We start from the raw sequence: 23182 nt of genomic DNA, 5'->3' as shown, positions 1-23182 counted from the left end.
ATTGTTGATTTGCAATTTGCAAATCAAAATAATAAAAACCACATTTATAAACTTCAATCTACTGATAATAAAAATAAAAACCCTTGGTCTCATACTTGCTACCTATTCAATAAGCAAATTGAGGGAAAGGCTTATGTTAAAGTTTATTTTTATACTATTACTAATATCTTTTACCGCCATGGGCAGCGAAAGTCATTTAGATTATATAGAAAATGCAAATGGTGAGCGGGTACAAAAAGTATCGCACTTGGTTAAATGGACGCATACTCGCTTTGTGTTTACCCGTGATATTTCTCGCATTGCACTTGGCCACGAAACAACACTTGATGTGAACGTGGTTAATGGCCGTGAGCTACTAATTTTAGCTAAAAAGTTGGGCCGTACATCTATGATGGTGTGGTACGACGATAAAAGCTCTGAAACATTTTTACTTGGCGTAACCGAAGATTACAGCGTGCTTGAAAATGCCCTCAACGATATTCATCCTGACGTACAGCTAACCATAGCACCTGATCGCCATGCTGTTGTATTACGTGGTGAAGTACCGACTATAAATTATCGTCATGCCGCTTATGAAGCTGCAAAAAACTACCTTTATGCCAGTAGCTCACAAGCATCACAACCCGTTATTACCTCAAATCCTAACCAAGGTATGTTTAATTCACTTGCTCAACGCTTGCAAGGCTTAGGTAACGCAAACGGCGGCAGCTCTCAAAACTCGAGTAAAGTCGCTATTATTAATTTAATAAAAGTAACTCAAGCGCCCAAGCCAAAAGAAGAGCGTATTAACGAAGTAATTAAATCAATGGGTGCAGATAAAGTAACTATTAAGCGCATCTCGGTTGATGAGCTATCCAATGACGACAACGATGTATTTTTACTCTCGGGCTCTGTAAGAAATCAGATTGAGCTAGTGCGCTTATTAAATACAATTAATAAATTATTCGAACCAGAGCAAGCATTACAAACTCAGGGTTCTCCTCTTGATCCTAATAATTTAATGGGCGGCGCAACGCAGGATAAAAGCTCTGGTATTGAAGTACTTGCCAACGAGTCGGGCGGGTTAATAAACGATGCTACATCAGGATTAAACTTAAGTAATGTGAGTTCTAATATTGCAAGAGCAACGCTTCTTTCAGTGGCTGGCGGTAAGGTATTATCGAGCATTGAAGTTGAAGATTTACCGCAAGTGCGTGTATCGGTACAGTTATACGAAGTAAATCAACGTAGGTTAAAGCAATGGCGCCCAGATATCAGTGTGCTCTCAAATGGATACGAAAAAGAAGCAGGCTTGTTTGGCCGTGACGGTATGACTAATCGCGAATCTGGCTCTGCAACAATAGAAAATGCGCTGCAATTAATTGGTGGTCAATTAACTAATAACTTACAGCTTTCTACCTCACAGTTTGCCATTGATATGTTGTTTTCATTACTTGAACAAGAAGGTATATCGCGAACGCTTTCTCGCCCTACAATTACGGTTTTAGCCGGTGAAAGTGCCGTGTTTAAAGTCGGTGGTGAAGTACCTGTACCTACAAGTTATAGCCCATCTGGCATTACAAGCGGTCAGCAAGGTAGTAGTGGGTCGGTGTTTAGCGGTACGGAATTTAAATCATTCGGAGTTGAATTAAATGTACGCGCGATGGTTGACGACAAAGACAGAATAACACTTGATCTAAACCCAGTAATTTCACTACCCGATACCACGTTAACCGCCGAAATTGCACAAAGCACAGGCAGCAGTTTAAACAGTAGTGCATTTAATACACGCAGCATGCAAACATCAACGCGTTTAAAAGATGGGCAGCCTCTTATTATTGGTGGCTTAATTAGCACCGATAACAATGCAAGCCACGACTTTGTACCTGATGGCAACGGCAATAGCATGCTAGGCAAGTTAAGCGAAACAACCAGTAAAAGTGAAAACAACCGCGAGCTGATAATTGTTGTAACTCCAAACCTGGTGCGTGAACCAATTAACACATTACGTTCGTGGGAACAGGCAAATATAGACACCCAGGTACTTAGCTATATACAGGAGCAAGGGCTATGAAAATATTTTATATTATTTTACTGCTTACTTTATCGGGTTGCGCTCATATTGATTACAAGCCAACAGTAAATCCTTACAGTGCGTTGGGTGACATAGTAAAAAAATACCAATTAAATGCCCAACCATTAAAGTGCGAAGGTATTAATGCAAGTAACTGTTTGAACTTAGTCCATGAGGTGAATCAGCTCATGCTTGAACACCCTGATAACACAGCAATACTGTCGATATCGGCCTATGTACTTTATAAAAGTGGCCGTGCTAATCAGTCTCAACAAGTTATAAATACTCTGCTTAATAAAGCTAACCCGCCGTTAAACGCAATAACTTTAGGGGTTACGTTAGCAATAGAGCAAGGTAATTTAGCTAAAGCAAAAAGCATTGCTCAATACGGCGTTGATGTTTTTGGTACACATGCTTCACCATACCTACAAATGGCTTCTTTACATTATGCGCAGGGCAGTTACGTTATAGCTTCAAATTACTTAGAGCTTTCGGTTAAGTTTGGTTTAAATAGCACCGCCTATTTTTACCATAAAGGGTTAATTGAAGAAGCGAATGCTAATAATTTATTGGCCTGTGGCTACTATGAGCAAGTTTTACGTGCAGAACCCACACATCAAAAAGCACTGGCTAGGCGCGGAAAACTCTCCGTTTTAGGTAATTGCTACTCTTAAGGCCTCCGGGCCTTTTTTTATGTCTACAATTTTGCATTATTTAGGAGCCAAAACCACTTTATTATTTATTAAAAATAGGAGTAAACCTTTCGCTGATCCTAAGTTTTATACGTAACCCCACAAGACCGTTTTTAATATTTAACCCTTTTTGAGCACCTATTAGTTTTAATAATTTAACAGAGCATCTTTAGCATTAAGTATCTAAAAATTATTTTTTAATATTGATTTGCATTTTGCAAATCAAAAGTAAGAACAGCTCAAGAGCACACCACTAAAATAGATTAACCATCTGTATTAAAAGGGCTTTGTTAGTTGGCATGGTCCTCGCAATATATAAAGTGAGCATAAGCTCTTCTAATTTAAAGGCTACGATTATGAAAACTATTAAACATAACTTAAATAGCAAAAAGCAAAAAGGTTTTGTACTAACGTCAGAGCTAATCATTCTTTCTACTTCAATGGTAGCAGCACTTGTAATTGGTTTATCTACATTACGTGACTCGGTAACTAGCGAACTTGAAGATGTAGCTGAAGCAATTGGCTCACTTGACCAAAGCTATGTATTTGACGGAATGATTAACGCCGAAGGCACAGCTGAAGTGTCTGGTTCTGGGTTTGTAGATTCAGTTGACGTGTACGCAGGCGATGGTAGTTCATTCACGTTTGTTGCATCAGACTTTAGTGAAAGTGCCGCACTTGTTAATGCAACACCAAGCGGAGATGCTGCAACACGTACAGCAGCAGGCGGTTCACAAGGTAACTAACGCAACAAGGTAATCAATATAAGACAACCAGGTTTGAATACCAAGCTTAAGGCTCACTGCCACAAAAGTGTGGCAGTGAAAGTTACTCCGGAGGAATATTATGAAAAGTAAAAGTAACAAAGGCGCAACCACTGCGGCTCTCACATTACTCATCACCTCTGGCATGTTAGCTTCGGCTTTGGGAATTAGACAGGTAAACGATGAAAATAACGTAACAGCCTGGGTAGTAAACAAAAATATGTCGGCTGGTCAAACAGTAACCGTTCACGATGTAGAGCAAAAGAGTATAGATCCAAGTAACTATTCAAATATTGCACTGAGCGTTCAAAACCCACGTGCATTAATTGGTCAAAAATTAGCAACGAATAAAATGGTTGAACAACCATTATTTAACACCGATTTTATACGTGCTAAAAGCCAGAATCTATCGGAAGCAATACCAGCAGGTCGCGTTTTATACACTTTAAAGTTAAACAGTTTAGATATTCCGCTATCTCGTGTTCACAAAGGGGACCGTTTAGACATAGTCGCTAAAACTAATCGTCTAGTAAGAACCGTTGCCCGTGATGTACAGCTTATTGGTGTTTCAAAAGGTCCTAAATCGCAAGCCGCTAAAAGTGGCGTAATGGATAACTTAGCTAAAGAGTCTAATTCTGCTGCGGGCGGTGTTTCATTAGTACTCGCGGTACTTCCAAAAGATGTTTATTCGTTGGCAGGTATAGATAACGCCGACAAAGTTTCAATTATTGTGCATAGCGCTTATGACATTGAACAAGGTCGTTTGCAAAACTTTTCACGCTTACAAACCAGTCGCACAATCGAAGTGGTTAAAGGCGTTAAAAATGAAGCTGTATATGTAGCTAAGTGAGTTTTTATGTTTAATTTATCAAGCAAACATGAAGAAGTTCAAACCAATTTAAGTACCTTTGAAGAGCTTAAAAAGCTATTGCATGATGCCGTTATCGAAGAGTACGAACAAGAACCGACCGCGCTTTTATCAAATAATGTTCTCGAAAAAATCTCTGCACTGTGCAGTGAAATTCAGCAATTCAATCAATCTTCATTTAATCAGCATCAAAAAGAGCAGGTTGTTCAGGCTGTATTTGATGAAATTCAGGGTCTGGGTCCTATTGCACAGTTTATGCTGGACGATCAGGTAAGTGATATTTTAATAAACGACACGCAAGATATTTGGATTGATAAGCAAGGCAAACTACTTTGCACAGCCAGTAAGTTTGATAACGAACGCCATTTACGCCGATTTGTTGATCGCTTACTTGATGGCTGTGGTCGCCAGGTAAATGCGCTTATGCCAATTGTTGATGGCAAACTAAAAGACGGTAGCCGAGTTCATATTATTGTACCGCCTGCGTGTACCAACGCCGCGATTGTATCGATTCGTAAGTTTAATCATAAAAAAATAAACGATGACTTTTTAGTTAATAACCATTTTTTAGATAAAAACATCTTATCATTTTTAAAAAGCGCAGTTAAAACAGGCGTTAATATTTTAGTGTGTGGCAATGCAGGTGCAGGTAAAACATCATTATTAAACGTACTTGCTAACTCAATTAATCCAAACGAACGTGTTGTAACCATTGAAGAAAGCGCTGAGCTTAATTTGCATCACAACCATGTTGTGCAATTGGAAGCCCATGACACAAACAGTGATGGTAAAGGTGCAGTAAGCTTAAGAGATTTAGTAAAAGCAGCCCTTAGAATGCGCGCAGATAGAATACTTGTAGGTGAGGTACGCTCTGGCGAAGTAATTGATATGCTCCAAGCAATGAACTGTGGCCACCAAGGTTCGATGACTACCATACATGCTAACAGTGCAAATGATGCCGTTATTCGTTTATCTACCTTGGTGCAGTTACACAATGCACAACTGAGCGATACCCATACAAGTTCGCTAATCGCGTCGAGTATTCAGCTCATAGTTCATGTTTCTCGCTCAACTAATGGCATCCGCACTCTAAAAAGTATTGGTGAAATTAAGCGTGTTAATGGCGGGGCACAATTTAGTCCGCTTTATAGTATTAACGAAGCAGAACCAGTACAAAGTGATTTAATAGATAACTCAAGTGTTATTGAGTTTATGAAAGGCCAAGGCGCAAATGCAAAAGAATTAAAAGCATTACTGCACAATAACCCGGAGGCTAACAATGACCAAACTTGATTATTTATTAGCTATTGCGACGGTTATAACTTTTGTACTTGCTGCGAGTGTATTGGCTTCTTTGTATGTGAATAATAAAAGCACCCAAAGCACTAAAAAAGCAGATATTTTAGAAGAAAAAGATGTCCTTACTCTGTCACTAAGAGTGCTTGGTTTAAATATTAGTAACGCCTGGTTTATAAGTATGGCGTGCTCGCTCTCTAGTAGTTCATGGTTTTTAGCTAAATTATATTACCCAGAGGCATCAACCAGCGCGTTTATTATTTCAATCGTGGTTTTTGTAACCTGTTTTATAACTGTGATTGACTTGGCTCATTATAAATTAGCAAAATTTGAGCATCATTTTTTAGAATTTATTGAAACCGTACAATCGTGTTTAAGTACGGGGCTGTCGCTACAACAATCAATGCAGTTTGCTGATGAACATGTAGACCCATATATAAAAAAACAAAGCTCTTTGCTATTACAACGCATGAGCATGGGTAGTGATGCAGAAACATCGTTTGCTCCATTAATTGAAAGATACAACTGCGAGACCGTAAGGTTATTTGCTCATAGCATCATCACACATACACAAAGCCAGTGCGATTTAACTGACATGCTAAAAAGCGTATGTAACATGATGTCGCTAAGAACTCTCGACCGCCAACAGTTAAAAGCTAAGCTTTCGGGTACTAAATACGCTGCTGTATTTAGTGGTTTTTTACCTTACGCACTAATTCCTTTATTTAGCTATACCGATCCAACCTGGTTTGAACCATTATTAAACGATCCTAATGGGATTGCATTTATAACGGTTGCGCTTCTTTGTCAGCTATTTGGCTTTTTATGGCTACGCCTTAGCTTAAGGGTAACATTATGATTGATATACTTTTACTTATCGGGCTTTTAGTAAGTATGGGCTCATTTATCCATATTCATAGGCAATCGCTTAAAGTCGAATTAGATAAACCCGATACTAAAAACATTAACTGGTATCCGCTAATTATCATCTCTAAACGTCAACTAAGACAAGCAGGGATTCAAATTAATAAAATATTAATAAGCCTGTACTGCTTTAAAGTGGCTGCTACTTTTAGTGCATTTACGGTTATAGAGTTATCAGGCTATGACGTAAGCCGAACATTAACATTATTACTTTGTTTTATTAGTTTTTTCGCACCTGAGCTTTGGTTTTTTGTACGCAAAAATCAACGCAAAACCATTATAAATAATAGCTTAGAGTTTTTTTTACGCGTGTTACTGGTTTATATGCGTGCTGGGTTTTCGTTAGAACGTTCATTTGCACTGGCGGTTGATCATGGGCTAAGTCAAAAACACCCATTATATAAAGAGCTAAAGTTATTTTTATTCGAACTAAGTGCAGGTAAAGACCGAGAGTTTGCATTTACTTCTCTTTATGAAAGAACGGGTGTAATTGGTATAAAAAAACTAGCTAACTTAATGTTAATTGGATCTAAGTTAGGCACCCCTCTAATTCAAGCTGTAGAAGCTCAGTTAGAAAGTTTAGCGTTAAAAAAGAATATTTTATTAGCTAAAAAAGTAAATAAAAAAGCCATGCACACAACCTTTCCAATCATATTAATTTGTTTTCCGATGTTTTTGGTTTTAGTGTTTTTTCCCGCAGCATTGCAAGTGATGAATGTACTTAAAATGCTTGTAGAAGTTTTATAGGAGCGTGTAATGAAAAAATATTATCAACAAGGTTTCATTCTCACAATTGAGCTTATTCTAATAATTACAATATTAATCATCGGCTCTATCGGCGGTGTTATTTTAGTTAGAGATGCACTTATTAAACGCCACCAAGTTAAAGTAGATAATCAGATTACCGTAGTCGATGCAAACAATAAAAGGTTAGGTATTGCTATCGGTTTTGATGAACACCAAGCGCCACTCGTTTTTTACACTGACCGTGAAGCAAATAGTACATACCGCGCATTAATTGGAATACGGGATGACCGTTTTACCTCACGTGAAGCCGTATATTACGATGCCCCAAATTGCCAAGGTAATCCATGTTTAAAAGGATTAAGTGACGAAGCAACAGACAGTCAAGGTGTTAGTAAGCTAAATAATACCGGTAATGTAAGTTATATAAATGCTCTACAACAGGGACCTAACTATGCAATAGGGCAGTTGGGTAATTCAGTAATAGGACAGCTATTAAAAAGCACAGCCCAAGCATGCCCAGCAAGTGGAGATGAAATTGTATCTCGCTATATGTCGCAAAAAGTAGTTACCGGCTCACCATGTGAAAGCTTTGCTATAGACAAACAGCTTGCAGACAGTAGTTGTTTTGTTGGCGCTACCGCATTAGGGAATCCATTATTGGGCACAAGTGATGAGCCACTTTCGCAATCATGTGATAGTTGCCAGACAGGGTATGAACCACAAGGCGACATACTTGATTTATATATACCAAGTGTAGAGCCATTATTAAATACAGCGCTTAATGCATTATCACTTGTAGGAATTGGTACTAATGTTGATATAGAACTTGGCACTATTTGTTGCCCCGAAGGTACAAACCTAGAAGAGGATGAAAATATAGTAGAAACACTGGTCTTTACTATTTTAAAAACCACATTTGAATTAGCAGGAATTGACTTAGCAAATAATATAGTTATTACAGAAACACTAAGTTTGATAGGTATAGAACCAGGTGTTACATATTGTACAACAACACTAAATTTAGTTTCTGCACAGCAAGTAATTAATATAGCCACTAACGAACCGGCATTGAATAACTTAACAGCTCCATTTAGCGTTTTATTGCCAACTCATCGCGGTCAAAACAGCACTACTTGGATACATACCCCACCTACTGGGGAAGGAGCACGTCAATGAACGCCTCAAATATAGTTGAAAACCAAGCTTACTTTCCTAATGAACAAGCTAAAGAAACCGCTAAAGATATAAAAGAAACACTCACATTACTAAAGCAATTTTACGACGTGCCTATTGTTAAGTTTACTGATTTTAGTAACCAGTTATCTAAAAAAATTATTACTTGTGACGACTCAACTATTATTGAGAACGAACTAACTCATTATCAACAACGTTGTACTGAAGAAAAACTTTATTTATACGAAGATACATTTTTTGATGGTGTATTTAATAATGACAATAATAGAATCCGTTTTTATGCTCAGTTCCCAATATATAGCAATAATAATACTTTAATGGGTTTATTAATAATCGCCAGTTTAGCGCCAAAAAGCTTAGCTGGTTCTCAAAAAGACCAATTTATTTCCTTTGCTCAGTTACTGCAAACACAGATTAATAAAAGTACCAAGCCAAGCCAAGAGACTCAATCGTCAAAGCAAAGCAGTAGCAAACGTAAAAACTATATTCATATTTTTAGTTTGGCACCTGTGTCGTTTTTAATTGCATTAGTTTTATGTGCGTTTACAGCTGTACTGCTTTATAGCCTTGAGAAAAAAGAATTACAAAATGAATATAATCAACAAACCCAGCAATTACGAGAAACCTTATTTAATGCGTTAGAGCGCTTTGATAATCAAGGGTTATACATATCTCAAAAAGATTTAATAGTTGCTGGTTTTTTACAAAGTCAGAGCAGCTACACAAAAGAGCAACTTAATAACTTAGTGCAATCACAAGCAGTTGGGAATCTAACATATAAAGGGTACGTTGTTTTTGACTCTGAGTATAACCAACTTGCCTTTTGGTCAAAAAACAACTTCAATCTAGCTGCTTATGGATTTAAAAATTGGTTAAGTAAATTCAATAATAGATCAAATAAAAACACAGTTGAAGTTTTTACAGTTGCAGATACAGCGTTTTTAGTGTCAGAAATAAAAATAAATGATAGATCAATTTATACTATAACTGCATTTGATTTAGGTAAGTTTTTAAAATCTATAATCGGTAAATTAAACACACAAAATTATGATATTTATATTTCTACACCACAGTTTACTTTAGGTAAACAAGGTGAGGTTAGCCCTCGTGTTATTACCCATAGTATAAGCGCATTGAGTAATCGCTTCCCACCAAAATGGCGATTACATGTTCAACCAATTAAAAAAATAACACCCCCAATTACTACAAAATATAGTTTATTTAGACTTGGATTTATTACATTTTTAGTATTTATGTCAGTATATTATTTTTTACGATTACCAAGGCGTTTACATGATGAGCTTAAACAAAAGAACCAATTAATACTTAATCGAGAAAAGTTGTTTTCAAGTTCTATTAATGCATTACCTCATGGTTTTGCCATTTTTAATAGTAATGAACAACCTGTTATTACAAATGATGCATTTAGCCAATTGTTTTCAAAAATACACAAGCAGAACAATCAATTATCTTATACAAAGTTAATAAGTATTGCTCAACAACATAATATTATTAACCATTATCATGAGCATAATAAATTAGATAATGAACATAACCAACTAATAGACATTGGATTTACTGATGGAAAATGGATTACTGTACTTCAAAGACATACTAATTTTGGGGGCTTCGTATGCTATTTTCGTGATGATACAGAAGCACATCAAAAAGAGACTTTACTTGCTGATGTACTTAAAAAGTCGAAAGAATCTAATCAGTTAAAAGAAAAATTTGTAACTAGATTAAGCCAGCAATTAAAGGCTCCAGTTACAACTCTGAAATCAATAATAGAGGTTTCAAAAAAGCCTATGAGTTCAGCTGACTTATCTATGTATATAAGTAATATATCAATAGTAAGTGAGCAATTAGAGTGTGTTATACAACAAATTATTAATATTAATAAATCAAAAAAAGGAAAATTAAAACTAAAAGTAAAACCGATTAATTTAAATAAAATACTAAACAATATATCTACAATTTTAAATAAAGACGTAACAAATAAAAATGTATTAGTTAATAACAATATTAATGATGATATATCTATAATTAGTGATGAAAAATTAATATCACAATTGATTCTTCAGCTTTCATCAGAGTTTATAGGAAGCTCTTATAAATCAAAACTTACTATAAATACGGAAGTTACCAAGCAAGATAAAAAAGACTTTTTAAATATACATTTTTCAATAGATAACTTAGCAAACAGTAATGATTTTTACGAACAGTTAAGAGAAGTTGTGACTAACGACACATTAAATAGTAATGATGACATTGATAGCTCATTAGAGATTAAATTTTTTATATCAGTATTTAAAATATTGGGTGGGCAAAAGTTAGATATTAATGAACGCAATAAAACGACAACAATATCACTTTGTTTATTGATTAGTGTAACTAAACAGCCATTATTAGAAGCACTTAGTCCTATTGTTAGTGATGAAATGCCTATAAAGCAAAAGGTTGAAACAGCAAAAACGTTACTGTTAGTTGATGACGAACCGTTAGTTGAAATTGTTATTAAAGCCATGCTTAAAAATGAAAATATAATTATAGATTACGCATGTAACGCAATTGAGGCGATGTTGTTAGTCTCTCAGAATAACTACGACATAATTTTAATGGATATTGTTATGCCAGAGTTATCCGGAACAGATGCCATGTTAAAAATAAAAAAACATGTAGATTCAGGAACAAAAATAATAGCGCATACATCAAATTTAGATACAGATTCTAAATATGTAAAACTTGGGTTCGACGATACACTATTAAAACCAGTTAAACAGGCTGTGTTAATAGAGAAAATAGTGCGCTTTTTACAATAAAAATGTGACTAAAAATAGTGAACAATTTAATACTATTCTTAAAGTGATTAGCTTTTTGCTTTGCATTTTGCGAATTTAATAAATGAAAACAGGATGAAATTAATATCGTATTGATATTTAATGATAAATAATTGGTCTTATAATTGCTTTTGTATTATAAGAAGTAAATAACTAATACTTTAGTTAGGTAGCTTTTATTAAATGAAATGGTATTAATTTTTTATATAATAAAACACCTCAACTAATTTTATCTAAACATCTGGAGTAATTACTATCTCAGCTATCAAGCAATCAAAAAGTATAATTAAAAATTCGCCTGTGCTAGTTAATCCTGTATGCATGTCATCAGAAAAAAACGTTATAGACATAGCAAAATCAAAATCGATTGAAATCAGCTCTTTAAACGTAGTACCAATAAAGTTGAAACAAAAAAAATCTAACCACATACTTTTAGTTGATGACGATCCACTTGTTGAAGTTGTAATAAAGGCGATGCTAGAAGAAGAAAAATTCACAATAGACTATGCGTGCAGTGGCATCGAAGCGCTGCTTATGGTATCTCAAAATGACTACAACATTATTTTAATGGATATAGTTATGCCAGAGCTTTGTGGAATTGAAGCAATGAAAAAAATAAAAAACCATACAGAAAATGCATCAATAAAAATTGTTGCACATACATTAAATGAAAGCGCGAAAAATGATCCTGAATATAAACAACTGGGGTTTGATGGATTGATTTTGAAACCTGCAAATAAAAACATCTTAATTGAAAATATAAAATCTTTATTAGAGTGATCAGCACCGTAAAGTAGGGTGGTTGTAACCCTTAAATATAATATATTAAAACTATAAAACACTAAGCTAGAGCTTAGTGTTTTATTTTTAACTTATAGTTATTTCTAAATATGTTAAATAACCGTACCAACCTATAAATCCTGCTTACTCGTTATTATTAAAAAATAACTAATATAATATCCTCCCCATATTTAAATTATTCCATAAACTTTTAAAGCGAAAAATTGAAATGATAATTAGCTGTTATTTTGTAATTATTTCAAATATAAAAAGCTTTGTTACACACTTTGTTATAGCCAGTTGATGGGGCTGGCTATTTTTTCAAACTAAAACGACTTACTTATATTTTATTTTTTCCTTAGAACCCTTATATAGCAAGGCTTAAAAGGTTTAAGTATTCTGATAACTAGAAAACATACTTTGTATTAGTGTTGGGATGATTTTTGCTTTACTAAGTAACATTCCGTTTTAATATCATTAATTCTATTTGAAATTAACGAGGCATTAGTATGAACAAAACACAGTACGTAACAGTTGAAGATCATCAGATTGCTTACCAAGATTCGGGTGAAGGCACGCCTTTATTATTGATACATGGTATACCTACAAACAAATTATTGTGGCGAAATATAATACCAAAGCTTTCATCAAAACATCGAGTAATTGCTCCTGATTTACTAAATTTTGGCGAGTCAGATATGCCGGACAATACCGATGTATCTATAAATGCTCAATGTAGAATAATGTGTAAGTTTTTGGATGCACTTGGTATTTCAAAAGCTAACATTGCAGCACACGATATTGGTGGTGGTGTTGCCCAATTAATGGCTGTAAATTATCCTGAAAAAGTAAACGGACTAATTCTAATTGACAGTGTATGTTTTGATTCATGGCCTATACCAGAATTTGAACCTTTACTAGAACCTGGTGTAGAAGAAAAAACGAGCTTAAAAGAGTTTGTTGATACGTTAAGAGATTTCATGCCTAAAGGCGTATATGACTCAAACGTAATGACAGAAGAATTAATGAAAATGTATTTAACACCCTGGAGTAACGAGAAAGGAAAAGCTGCATTATTTAATAATATGCGCAGACTTAATAAGGAATATACCGAAGCGATTACCGGCGACCTTAAAAGCTTACCTCATGAAACACTCATAATATGGGGTAAAGAAGATCAGTTTCAAAAGCCAAAGTATGCACCAATGTTAGAAGAAGCGATTCCAAATTCATCACTGATTTGGTTAGATAAAGCCGCTCACTGGGTTGTTGATGAGCAACCTGAAAAAGTTGCTGAGCTGATTAGTGATTTCATGAATGATAAAACATTCTAGTGAATTAGCAGGAAGGCTAAAAAGCTTTTTATTTCAATGCGTTAAGTTTTACAAGGTAAAGTAGCGACTAGGTAATCATTGTAATACCGCTTAATTATATTAATAACTAAGCGGTATTTTTATATGCTTCTCTACGTTAATTAATGAAGGTGAGTAACTTAGTTATGTATTTATTTATGCTATTTAACATAATATAAATTATAGGTAGTAAATGTATATATAACAAGAGCGCTTAAATGCGCTCTTGTTATGTCCAATACTAGACGGTATCGGACATTAAGTGCTTTTATTACAATAACTGGTATTACTAATACGGATACTTTATTTATCAAATTGTTTAATCAATACTTAGTAAACGCTCAGCTGTATATTCGTTAGTAATTAATCCACTGATCATGTTTGACCTTACTGCGCCCAAAATGGCTAACACTTTTTCTTCACCAGCAGCTATCGCATAAATCTGTTTGTTAGCATTTGTTTTTAATGGCGTACTTGCTACGCGCTGATTAACTGTGCAATCTAAAAGCTTACCGTTTTTATCAAACACCCAACTAATCATTTCACCAACGGCACCAAGATCTTGCAACTCTTTAAGTTCTTGCGCATCAATAAAACCATCTATATGTAATGGCGACTTTTCACCTAAGCTACCAATACCCACAAATGTTACATCGGCATCTTTAGCGAGTTTTAAATTACCGGTAATATTTTGTTGTGCATGTAACTGTTCTTTTTCTTCAATACTTCTTGGTAAAACTGGCAATGGCATTGGGTAATGTTTTGCATTGGTGTGTTCGGCCATTCTTACTACAACATCATAAGGTGAAGCCGATCCATCTAAAGCCATATTACCTAACATTGCGACAATTTTATGTTGCGGACAATCAACGGTTCTAAGCTCATCGACACATGCACGTAAAACCCGACCGGTTCCCATAGCAAGTACTCTGGGTTGTTCTGATTTTAAATGGCGTTCTATTTCTGCCGCGCCAGCTTGAGCCAATCCTAATGTAGATGATGGCTCAGACGGATCGCTCGGTACAACTTCACACGAATCTAACCCAAAACGGCTTTTTAATTTTTCGGCCAAATCCATACATTTAGCAATCGGGTGGTCAAGTCTAACTTTAATTAATCCTTGGCTAACAGATAATGCGACCATTCTTTGTGCAGATTGACGCGATATATTTAGCTTTTTAGCAATTTCATCTTGTGTGTTACCGCCAACATAATATAACCACCCTGCTCTGGCTGCATCATCTAGCTTTCTAATTTCTGTATTTGATAGCTTTACCACGTAAACCTCTTAAAATAGAAGGAAAACCAAGTCCTTATTTTCATTACTTAATTTTAATTATATGTGCTGCTATATAAATTATTTTATTAATTTTGGAGCATCTATTTATCAATAACGTTTTTGTTATTTATAATTGTAAATATACCATTCCTTAATAAAAAATACCTAGGTTTCATAGGATTATGTAATTAGAATTTAGTTAATAGCACCCTTATAAAGGTGCTATTTAAGGTAATTAAAAATAGGCTTTAGCGAATTGTTAAACCGTTATTATCAAACTTTAATACTTTATCAGCCGGTGCGCTTAGGTAAATACTGTCGCCATATTTTAATGGGCAATCACCGTCTGCTTTTACTGTTACGGTACCTTTGCCTTCAATATTTATATGTAAAAAGCTCTCCGAACCTAAATGCTCAATTACACCTACGGTTCCAGCCCAAGTACCTTGCTCAGTAGAGAGTGTTATATGCTCTGGTCGTATACCAATACAGCTAACATTCGCATCTTCATTTTGTGGAGCATCTATAAAATTCATTTTTGGCGAACCTATAAAACCAGCTACAAATTTGTTTACAGGGTTTTTATAAAGCTCTAAAGGTGTGCCTACTTGTTCAATAATACCGGCATTAAATACCGCGATTCTATCTGCCATTGTCATGGCTTCAACCTGATCGTGCGTAACATAAATCATTGTTGTAGCTAAACTTTTATGTAATTCAGATATTTCTAAACGCATATTTACACGTAATGATGCATCAAGATTCGAAAGCGGTTCATCAAATAAAAATGCCGAAGGCTGACGTACAATTGCGCGCCCTATTGCTACGCGCTGACGTTGACCGCCCGATAATTGCCCAGGCTTTCGATCTAAATAATCGGTTAAATTAAGAATTTTAGCAGCGTTAGCAATTTTACTCTCAATTTCTGCAGGGCTTACCTTGGCTCTTTTTAAAGGAAAAGCAATATTGTTACGCACGCTCATATGCGGGTATAACGCATAGGATTGAAACACCATAGCCAAGCCTCTTTTTGCAGGCGGTGTTTTTGTGGCATCAATGCCATCAATTTCTATATTGCCACTGGTGGTATCTTCAAGACCTGCGATCATACGAAGTAATGTAGATTTACCACAGCCCGATGGCCCAACAAAAACGATGAACTCACCGTCTTTAATTTCTAAGTCGAGCGGTTTAATTACGTTAACTTCATCAAAGTTTTTAGTGACTTGTTTTAGTGTGATGCTGCCCATGTGTATTCTCCTATTTTACTGCGCCGAAACTTAATCCACGCACTAATTGTTTTTGACTAAACCAACCAAGTATTAAAATTGGCACAATGGCCATGGCAGATGCTGCCGATAACTTAGCGTAAAATAACCCCTCAGGGCTTGAGTAACTGGCAATAAATGCCGTTAAAGGTGCAGCATTTGCAGCGGTTAAAATAAGTGTCCAAAACGCTTCGTTCCACGACAAAATAACATTGAGTAATAGCGTTGAGGCTATACCCGGTAAGGCTATTGGCAATAAAACATGGAATATTTCTTCACCAATTGTTGCGCCATCCATACGAGAAGCTTCAAGTATTTCGTTTGGTATTTCTCTAAAGTAGGTGTAAAGCATCCATACCATTATTGGTAAGTTAATGAGTGTCATTACAATAACCAAACCTAATTTTGTATCGAGTAATGCAAAGTCGCGAAACAATAAATAGATAGGAATAAGTACGCCTACTGGTGGTAACATTTTGGTTGAAAGCATCCACATTAATAAGTGCTTTGTTTTTTTAGTTTGCACAAACGCCATAGACCACGCAGCAGGTACCGCAATTAATAACCCCAGTAAACTTGAACCTAGTGATATAACTACAGAGTTCCAAAAATGGTTAAAGTATGGCGAGCGCGACAGTACATCGCGGTAATTTTCGAGCGTCCAATCAAACGCATATAAGCTTGGGCTTGCTGAAATTGCTTCGGCTTCCGTTTTAAAACTGGTGATTAACGTCCATAAAATTGGAAAGAAAATCATGCCGCTTATTGTCCATGCAGCAATGGTATAAATTAGTTTGGAACGACGGCTATCTTTTAAAGTCATAATTAACCCTCCAAGTTTTTGCCAATTAAGCGCATTAAAAATATAGCGACTATATTTGCAATAATAACTGCAACTATGCCCCCTGCCGAACCGCCGCCTACATCAAACTGAAGTAGCGATTGCGTATAAATTAAGTACGTTATATTGGTTGACGAATAACCAGGACCGCCACTGGTTGTAACTAATATTTCAGCAAAAATTGACAGTAAAAATATAGTTTCGATTAATATAACCGCAGTTACAGCGCGCGATAAGTGCGGTAAAACGATGTAAAAGAACTTACTAAATGGGCCAGCTCCGTCTAAATCAGCCGCTTCTAATTGTTCACGGTCGAGTGATTGTATTGCTGTTAGCAGTATTAAAGCTGCAAACGGTAACCACTGCCAAGACACAATTATGATGATTGAAAATAGCGGCATTTGAGCAAAAAAGTCGATAGGTTCAAAGCCAAGCCAAATAGCAAAGTGTGCAAATAAGCCATTAACTGGGTTCATTAGCATGTTTTTCCATACCAATGCCGACACAGTTGGCATTACAAAAAATGGGGCTAGTACCATAATGCGAACGTAGTTTCGCCCCCATATTGCTTGGTCTAGTAAAATAGCTAAGCCAATACCACCACAAATAGTGATAAGTAAAACCCCAGTTACTAGGTAGAGCGTGTTAAAAAATGATTCAAAAAAAGCCGGATCAGTTAGGAAAAATTCATAGTTTAAAAAGCCTACAAACTCTTTATCCCCTGGTACTAATAAATTGTAATCAATAAAAGAAAAATACAGTGTCATACACAGCGGAACTATCATCCAAGCAAGTAATAAAATTACACTTGGAAGAAGCATAAACCGAGCAAGCGTGCGCGAGTTAGTTGTTGCCATAAAGGTGACCTTAAAAAAGCCAATTCTATTTACTTGTTAACTATCAAGTGAAAATCAGAAACCCTTGATAGCGTTTATAACTAACAAGTAAATAGAATTGACATAAAATATTGGGTAAGTTTGAGTACTTACCCGCCCATTACATGCTATTTAGGATAGCGAGCTTTACGCATTGTTCGCTCAACGAGGTGCTGAGACGTACTAAGCGCTTGCTTAACGGTCATTTGGCCAGTTAAAGCTGCTGAGAATTGTTGCCCAACAGCTGTACCAATTCCTTGAAACTCAGGAATAGCAACAAACTGAATACCTACATAAGGCACCGGTTTAACGGTTGGATTTTTAGGATCTGCAGATTGGATAGAATCTAAGGTAATTTGCGCAAACGGTGCTGCGTCCATGTACTTTTGATTACTGTAAAGTGATTTACGTGTACCTGGCGGTACTTTTGCCCAACCTTTTTTGTCAGCTACAAGTTGAGTGTATTCTTTTGATGTCGCCCAGCTAATAAATTTCATTGCGGCATCTGGTTTTTTGCTGCTTGCCGGTACGGCTAAAGTCCAAGACCATAACCAGTTACCGCGTTTACCTAGACCATTATCTGGCGCAAGTGCAAACCCTACTTTATCGGCAACTTCTGAGTCTTTTTTATTAGTAACAAATGCGCCTGCAACGGTTGCATCAATCCAAATACCACATTTTCCGGTTTGGAATAGTGCAAGATTTTCGTTAAATCCGTTTGCAGATGAACCAGCAGGTCCCGACTCTTTCATTACATCGACATAATACTGAAGGGTATTTTCCCACTCTGGGGTATTAAACTGTGGCTTCCAATTTTCATCAAACCAACGAGCACCAAACGAATTAGCCATTGATGTAATAAGCGCAACGTTTTCGCCCCAACCTGCTTTACCACGTAAACAAAGGCCGTAAACACCTTCTTTTTTATCTGTCATCGCTTTAGCAGCTTTGCGTATAAAGTCCCATGTTGGGGCTTTAGGCATTTTCAGCCCCGCTTTATCCATTAAATCGGTGCGGTACATAACCATTGAGCTTTCGCCATAAAATGGGGCAGCATAAAGTTTGTCTTTAATCGTTAAACCGCTTCGGATTGCTGGGATTAAATCGTCTAAATCGTAATTTTCACCTAAATTATCTAACTCTTTCAACCAATTTTGTTTGCCCCAAATTGGTACTTCATAAGTACCGATGGTCATCACATCGTATTGGCCGCCTTTTGTTGCTACATCGGTAGTGACACGTTGGCGAAGAATGTTTTCTTCTAGAGTGACCCATTTTAGATCTATATCAGGGTTTTGGCTGGTAAAGTCACTGCTTAATTCTTTCATGGTGATCATGTCACCGTTGTTAACAGTCGCTATTGTAATTGTTTCTTTTGCCGCAGCGCCCATGCTTATGAAGCCACACGCGAGCATAATTAATTTATTTTTCATCGGGTATTCCCCATACACGTTATGTTTTAACAAGTGCTATTAAATTTTAATCTATTGCCAATTCTATTTATGGCAGTTTTAAAACATAAAACTGCCCGCAAAGTGCCTTTTTAGGTTCTTTGTACAAATAGTTAGACTAGTCGGTTAACGACTTAAAATTTAACAGAGATCTCAGAAGTGAAGCCGTCAAATCCTTTACCGATTTGGCCGCCCGAATTAACACCTTCTTCTTGGTTAACATACTCAACTTTTAAAAGCGTTTTATCGTTAAACCAGTAACCTGCAGCTACTTGAATACGCTCTACTGTGTTGTCTGTTTGTTCAATTAAGTCGGAAGTGTTTTCGGCTTCTGCATAACGAGCCGCTACATATAGTTTTTTAGGGATTAAATATTGTTGTGCTTCAAACACGAAGTACTCAACCGATGAGTCACCTTCTATTACACTGTTTGAATCAAAAGTAGTGCCGTTTTCATCAGCTATGCCATTAGTACCAAAGTAGGTAATACCGGCAACTGCATTACCAGCTGCATCTGCGAACGTATAATCATCAGATGATTTACCAATCATAAAAATTAAGCTAGTTTCGTCAGATGGTTGATAAGCTAAATTTAACTGGATAATTGATTGCTCAAGGCCAGGCATGGCGCCAACATGTGTGTCACGCTCGTTTGAAGGTGACGCTGAGAAATTGTAGTTTTCACCATCGCCGAAGCGATAGTTTGTTGTGGTTACACCATCAAGGCTGGCTACACCATTTTCAAAACGTAACTGGTCGCCTTGATTCGCTTTTAATAAATTTAAGCCTGCTTTAAAACCACCTTCAAATTCTAGAGTACCTTGAAGTCGGTAATTGTAACCTCTGTCTTCTTGAAACGCTTCACCGAAACTAGAAGTCGTAATGTGACCTGTAACATTATAAGCACGTACGACACCACTATCGAAAGTTTCGCTGTAACTTAACTGTGCGCCGTTTTCTGCGGTTGCGTAATCGGTAATACCATTACCAATAAGTGCATTACTTTGGTTATCTGCGCCGTCTTGAAAACCTTTAAATTGAAAAGGTGAGCCACCAATGTTACCTAAACGCAGTGTTAAATTAGCGTTTTCTTTTGGTGTGCCATAAAGACCTAGTAAATCAAACTCAACACCTGCGAAATCGTTGTGAAATGAAAAGTCACGATCTTCGCCACCAAAGTCATTAGGCTCTTCTGCAATATCTATATCGGCAGTGATGAACTCGTTAATATGAAATTTAAGCATTAGATTAGCTCTAATACGGCCAAAACCTGATTCTTGTTCTTCATCTTCTGGACGAAATGCGCCGCCTTTAGCTTGAATTGACTGAAAGTTTTGCATTAGTAAAAAGTCTACGTCAACGCGATCTAAATATTCAGAAATATCAGCCTGTGCTGGTGCTGATGTAGCCATAGCTGCCGCTATGAGAGAAATTGCAAATTTAGTCTTTTTATTATTCAACATAATAAGCTCTTTATTTAGTGTGGTGTGTGATGCCAACTTTATTAAATTACATATGCATTTAATGAAATTGGTATTAATTCAGTGTGTATAGATGAGGCTATCTGAGCAAAACATTAAATAGTTAATGAAGTTGCACTTGTGAGCATAAGCCCATCTGATGAGCATAATCACAGAATGAATTTGGAAGGTCAACGATTTTTTATTACAAAACGTTTACAAAAAATCGAATTTATATGTAAATATTTTTGAATCAATAAGTTAAGTAGCAAATTTGTTACATCAAACTTTGAGGAAATAAGGTGTTGGGTTAACGAATTTATTGTAGATGCGTCATTATTGTTCAATACAATTAATGTATATATAAGTTAGTAGAAGATATAAAAGCAGGTAATCCTTTAAAAATAGGCTGTTGGGCAAACCTATAAACAGTTTATTTATTAGTGTTTTTTAAGTAACGTTCTTGAGCTTATGATGGGGTTAGCTTAGTATTAAAGCACTTAGATGTATTCAAAATAGAAGTAACCTACATATGGAATTTGTTCGCCCGCTAGAGCCCATCCTCATTATTGATGACGTTAAGGAAATTCGTGATTATCTAAACCAAATTTTAACTGACTTAGGGTTTGAAGATATATTAGAAAGCGCTGATTTTAGCTCTGCTAAACCTATTATGGACAATAAACCGCCAGGCGTAATATTTGTAGATGTCGATTTACCTGACTCTAACGGTGAAGAGATATTGGAATACATTAATAGTGCTTACCCACACACTCATGTTGTTATGTGTTCGGGCCACAATAGTCTCGAAAACGTACAAAACACGTGGGAAATGGGTGCTAAAGGCTTTATTGCAAAACCCTTTAACACAAAAAAAGTCGACACTGTAATGAAGCGTCTTGAAATAATAGAATAATAATAAGGTTAGCATGCATAGTACTGTTACTGCGATTATAGAAGATCTTTCGACTGTTATATTTGGTAAACAACAGCAAATAAAACTGGCACTTACATGCTTATTTAGCGAAGGGCATTTACTCATTGAAGATTTGCCTGGTATGGGAAAAACCACTCTCTCTCATGCATTGTCAGCTGTATTAGGTTTATCGTATCAACGTATACAATTTACTAGTGATCTTCTTCCTGCTGATATTCTTGGGACTAATGTATTTAACTCTACCGAGCATAGCTTTACGTTTCATAAAGGCCCTATTTTTAGCCAAGTAGTTTTAGCAGATGAAATAAACCGCGCAGGCCCCAAAACACAAAGTGCGTTGCTTGAAGCAATGGAAGAGCAACAAGTAACAGTAGATGGAAAAAAATATACGCTGCCAAATCCATTTTTTGTTATCGCAACACAAAACCCGCTGTATCAATCGGGTACTTATCCGTTACCCGAGTCACAATTAGACCGTTTTTTAATGCGCATAAGCTTGGGGTTTCCTCCTAAAGATGCCGAAAAACGCTTAATTTTGAATATGCAAAAACGAGATTATAGCCAATTACCACAGCGTATTAACCAACAAGAGTTAGCGGCAATTCAAACCCAGATAAGCCAAATTACTTTAAGTAGTCCAGTAGTTGACTACGTTATTGAACTCGTTAATTACACACGCACAAGCAATGCGTTTGCAGCATCGTTATCACCTCGTGCCAGTATGGCTCTCGCTAAAGCGGCTAGGTCGTGGGCCTTTATTGATGGCCGTGACTTTGTAATGCCAGAGGATGTTCAAGCCGTATTTTCAAGTGTGTGTCAGCATCGATTAGGTTTACATAATGAGTCGGGTGAGGCGCAGGTAAATGATATTTTAAAAAACGTTTTAGTTCCGGTATAAGCTTTTATGCCAAAAAAAACAGCTAAGCGCCCTTCTTTATTTAAGTCATTTAAGCAAAGTGTATTTAATAAGTTATTAAAAAATAAGCATTTAAAAAACTCAATTACACTTGAACACAGAACAATTTATGTATTGCCATCATCCCTTGGTTGGTACTTTGTAATTGTGGCTATTTTAAACTTTGTAATGGGCATTAATTATCAAAATAATTTAATTTTAATAATGTCTTATCTTATGTTTGTGGTTATGATTATTGCTGTATTAATGGGCTACAGTAACGCTAAAGGCTTAACAGTTAAATTTAAAGATGCATTTAACAGCTACGCTCCTCAAAAACCGAGTATTGTATTTGAATTACAAAGTCCTACAGTTACCCAATCTATTAATTTAACATATCAAGGTAGTGAGCAAACTCACAAATATACCGACGAAGTTGATAATAAACCTCAGATACTCACTCTTTGCTTACCCTACAGCTCACGCGGTAAATACACAGTGCAACGTATTAAAATAGCGAGTAACTATCCATTTGGTTTAATAACTGTTTGGAGCTACATTCAATTACAGACAGGTGTATTTGTATACCTGTAGTGGTCAATAAAATTTGGCCACAGTTTTAGAATCCTTGTATCTAATCTCAGATTCATTTGGCGCTAAACCGGC

Annotated in this window: 20 protein-coding genes; 14 read left to right on the top strand and 6 right to left on the bottom strand. The window is 36.1% G+C overall.

The features are described 5' to 3' along the window. The first annotated feature begins 133 nt into the window (after positions 1-133). The 11 genes from WNY98_RS07675 (at position 134) to WNY98_RS07625 (ending at position 13492) form a co-directional block, all read left to right on the top strand. Positions 134-2053 carry a pilus assembly protein N-terminal domain-containing protein gene (locus tag WNY98_RS07675; protein ID WP_342877547.1) on the top strand — a complete coding sequence of 640 codons (1920 nt, stop codon included), beginning with the start codon at positions 134-136 and terminating at the stop codon, positions 2051-2053. After that, positions 2050-2727 carry a hypothetical protein gene (locus WNY98_RS07670; protein WP_342877546.1) on the top strand — a complete coding sequence of 226 codons (678 nt, stop codon included), beginning with the start codon at positions 2050-2052 and terminating at the stop codon, positions 2725-2727. Before WNY98_RS07675 ends, WNY98_RS07670 begins: the two co-directional genes overlap by 4 nt. 374 nt (positions 2728-3101) lie before the next feature. Next, positions 3102-3491, top strand: a complete 390-nt coding sequence (locus WNY98_RS07665; protein ID WP_010552792.1) for a hypothetical protein — start codon at positions 3102-3104, stop codon at positions 3489-3491. Between the two features lie 100 nt (positions 3492-3591). Beyond that, positions 3592-4359 (top strand): hypothetical protein, encoded by a 768-nt coding sequence (locus tag WNY98_RS07660; protein WP_342877545.1) that lies wholly within the window; start codon positions 3592-3594, stop codon positions 4357-4359. Positions 4360-4365: 6 nt separating this feature from the next. Then, positions 4366-5670, top strand: a complete 1305-nt coding sequence (locus tag WNY98_RS07655; protein ID WP_342877544.1) for an ATPase, T2SS/T4P/T4SS family — start codon at positions 4366-4368, stop codon at positions 5668-5670. Further along, on the top strand, positions 5657-6532 hold the full coding sequence (locus tag WNY98_RS07650; protein WP_342877543.1) for a type II secretion system F family protein: 876 nt from the start codon (positions 5657-5659) through the stop codon (positions 6530-6532). The genes WNY98_RS07655 and WNY98_RS07650 overlap by 14 nt, the downstream gene beginning before the upstream one ends. After that, on the top strand, positions 6529-7344 hold the full coding sequence (locus tag WNY98_RS07645) for a type II secretion system F family protein (protein ID WP_342877542.1): 816 nt from the start codon (positions 6529-6531) through the stop codon (positions 7342-7344). The genes WNY98_RS07650 and WNY98_RS07645 overlap by 4 nt, the downstream gene beginning before the upstream one ends. A gap of 9 nt (positions 7345-7353) precedes the next feature. Beyond that, positions 7354-8520 (top strand): hypothetical protein, encoded by a 1167-nt coding sequence (locus WNY98_RS07640; RefSeq protein ID WP_342877541.1) that lies wholly within the window; start codon positions 7354-7356, stop codon positions 8518-8520. Then, the gene (locus WNY98_RS07635) at positions 8517-11360 is read left to right on the top strand and encodes a response regulator (RefSeq protein ID WP_342877540.1); all 2844 of its coding nucleotides are present in this window, start codon (positions 8517-8519) and stop codon (positions 11358-11360) included. Before WNY98_RS07640 ends, WNY98_RS07635 begins: the two co-directional genes overlap by 4 nt. 339 nt (positions 11361-11699) lie before the next feature. Continuing rightward, positions 11700-12158 carry a response regulator gene (locus tag WNY98_RS07630; RefSeq protein ID WP_342877539.1) on the top strand — a complete coding sequence of 153 codons (459 nt, stop codon included), beginning with the start codon at positions 11700-11702 and terminating at the stop codon, positions 12156-12158. A gap of 509 nt (positions 12159-12667) precedes the next feature. After that, the gene (locus tag WNY98_RS07625; RefSeq protein ID WP_342877538.1) at positions 12668-13492 is read left to right on the top strand and encodes an alpha/beta hydrolase; all 825 of its coding nucleotides are present in this window, start codon (positions 12668-12670) and stop codon (positions 13490-13492) included. 337 nt (positions 13493-13829) lie between these two features. On the opposite strand, the gene WNY98_RS07620 is transcribed toward WNY98_RS07625, so the two are convergent. The 6 genes from WNY98_RS07620 to WNY98_RS07595 form a co-directional block, all read right to left on the bottom strand. Next, positions 13830-14789, bottom strand: a complete 960-nt coding sequence (locus tag WNY98_RS07620) for a sugar-binding transcriptional regulator (protein ID WP_342877537.1) — start codon at positions 14787-14789, stop codon at positions 13830-13832. Positions 14790-15037: 248 nt separating this feature from the next. Continuing rightward, positions 15038-16039: an ABC transporter ATP-binding protein gene (locus WNY98_RS07615; RefSeq protein WP_342877536.1), complete on the bottom strand. Its 1002-nt coding sequence runs from the start codon at positions 16037-16039 to the stop codon at positions 15038-15040. 10 nt (positions 16040-16049) lie between these two features. Next, positions 16050-16880: a carbohydrate ABC transporter permease gene (locus WNY98_RS07610; protein WP_197186195.1), complete on the bottom strand. Its 831-nt coding sequence runs from the start codon at positions 16878-16880 to the stop codon at positions 16050-16052. 2 nt (positions 16881-16882) lie between these two features. Further along, the gene (locus WNY98_RS07605; protein ID WP_002960879.1) at positions 16883-17755 is read right to left on the bottom strand and encodes a sugar ABC transporter permease; all 873 of its coding nucleotides are present in this window, start codon (positions 17753-17755) and stop codon (positions 16883-16885) included. A 146-nt stretch (positions 17756-17901) separates the two neighbouring features. Continuing rightward, positions 17902-19206 (bottom strand): sugar ABC transporter substrate-binding protein, encoded by a 1305-nt coding sequence (locus tag WNY98_RS07600; protein ID WP_342877535.1) that lies wholly within the window; start codon positions 19204-19206, stop codon positions 17902-17904. 152 nt (positions 19207-19358) lie between these two features. Continuing rightward, complete coding sequence (locus tag WNY98_RS07595; RefSeq protein ID WP_342877534.1) at positions 19359-20687, bottom strand: hypothetical protein; 1329 nt, start codon at positions 20685-20687, stop codon at positions 19359-19361. A gap of 529 nt (positions 20688-21216) precedes the next feature. Between WNY98_RS07595 and WNY98_RS07590 the strand changes: the two genes are divergently transcribed. The 3 genes from WNY98_RS07590 to WNY98_RS07580 are packed head-to-tail and all read left to right on the top strand — an operon-like array spanning position 21217 to position 23110. Beyond that, on the top strand, positions 21217-21600 hold the full coding sequence (locus tag WNY98_RS07590) for a response regulator (RefSeq protein ID WP_096793086.1): 384 nt from the start codon (positions 21217-21219) through the stop codon (positions 21598-21600). 13 nt (positions 21601-21613) lie between these two features. Then, positions 21614-22519, top strand: coding sequence for a MoxR family ATPase (locus WNY98_RS07585; protein WP_076925994.1), 906 nt, complete (start codon positions 21614-21616; stop codon positions 22517-22519). Positions 22520-22525: 6 nt separating this feature from the next. Continuing rightward, positions 22526-23110 (top strand): hypothetical protein, encoded by a 585-nt coding sequence (locus WNY98_RS07580; RefSeq protein WP_342877533.1) that lies wholly within the window; start codon positions 22526-22528, stop codon positions 23108-23110. The last annotated feature ends 72 nt before the right edge of the window (positions 23111-23182 follow it).

Origin of the sequence: Pseudoalteromonas sp. AS71 (assembly GCF_038900275.1) — a bacterium.
GTDB lineage: Bacteria > Pseudomonadota > Gammaproteobacteria > Enterobacterales > Alteromonadaceae > Pseudoalteromonas.
Note: the sequence above shows the minus strand (reverse complement) of the source record. Positions and strands in the feature narration are given on the sequence as shown.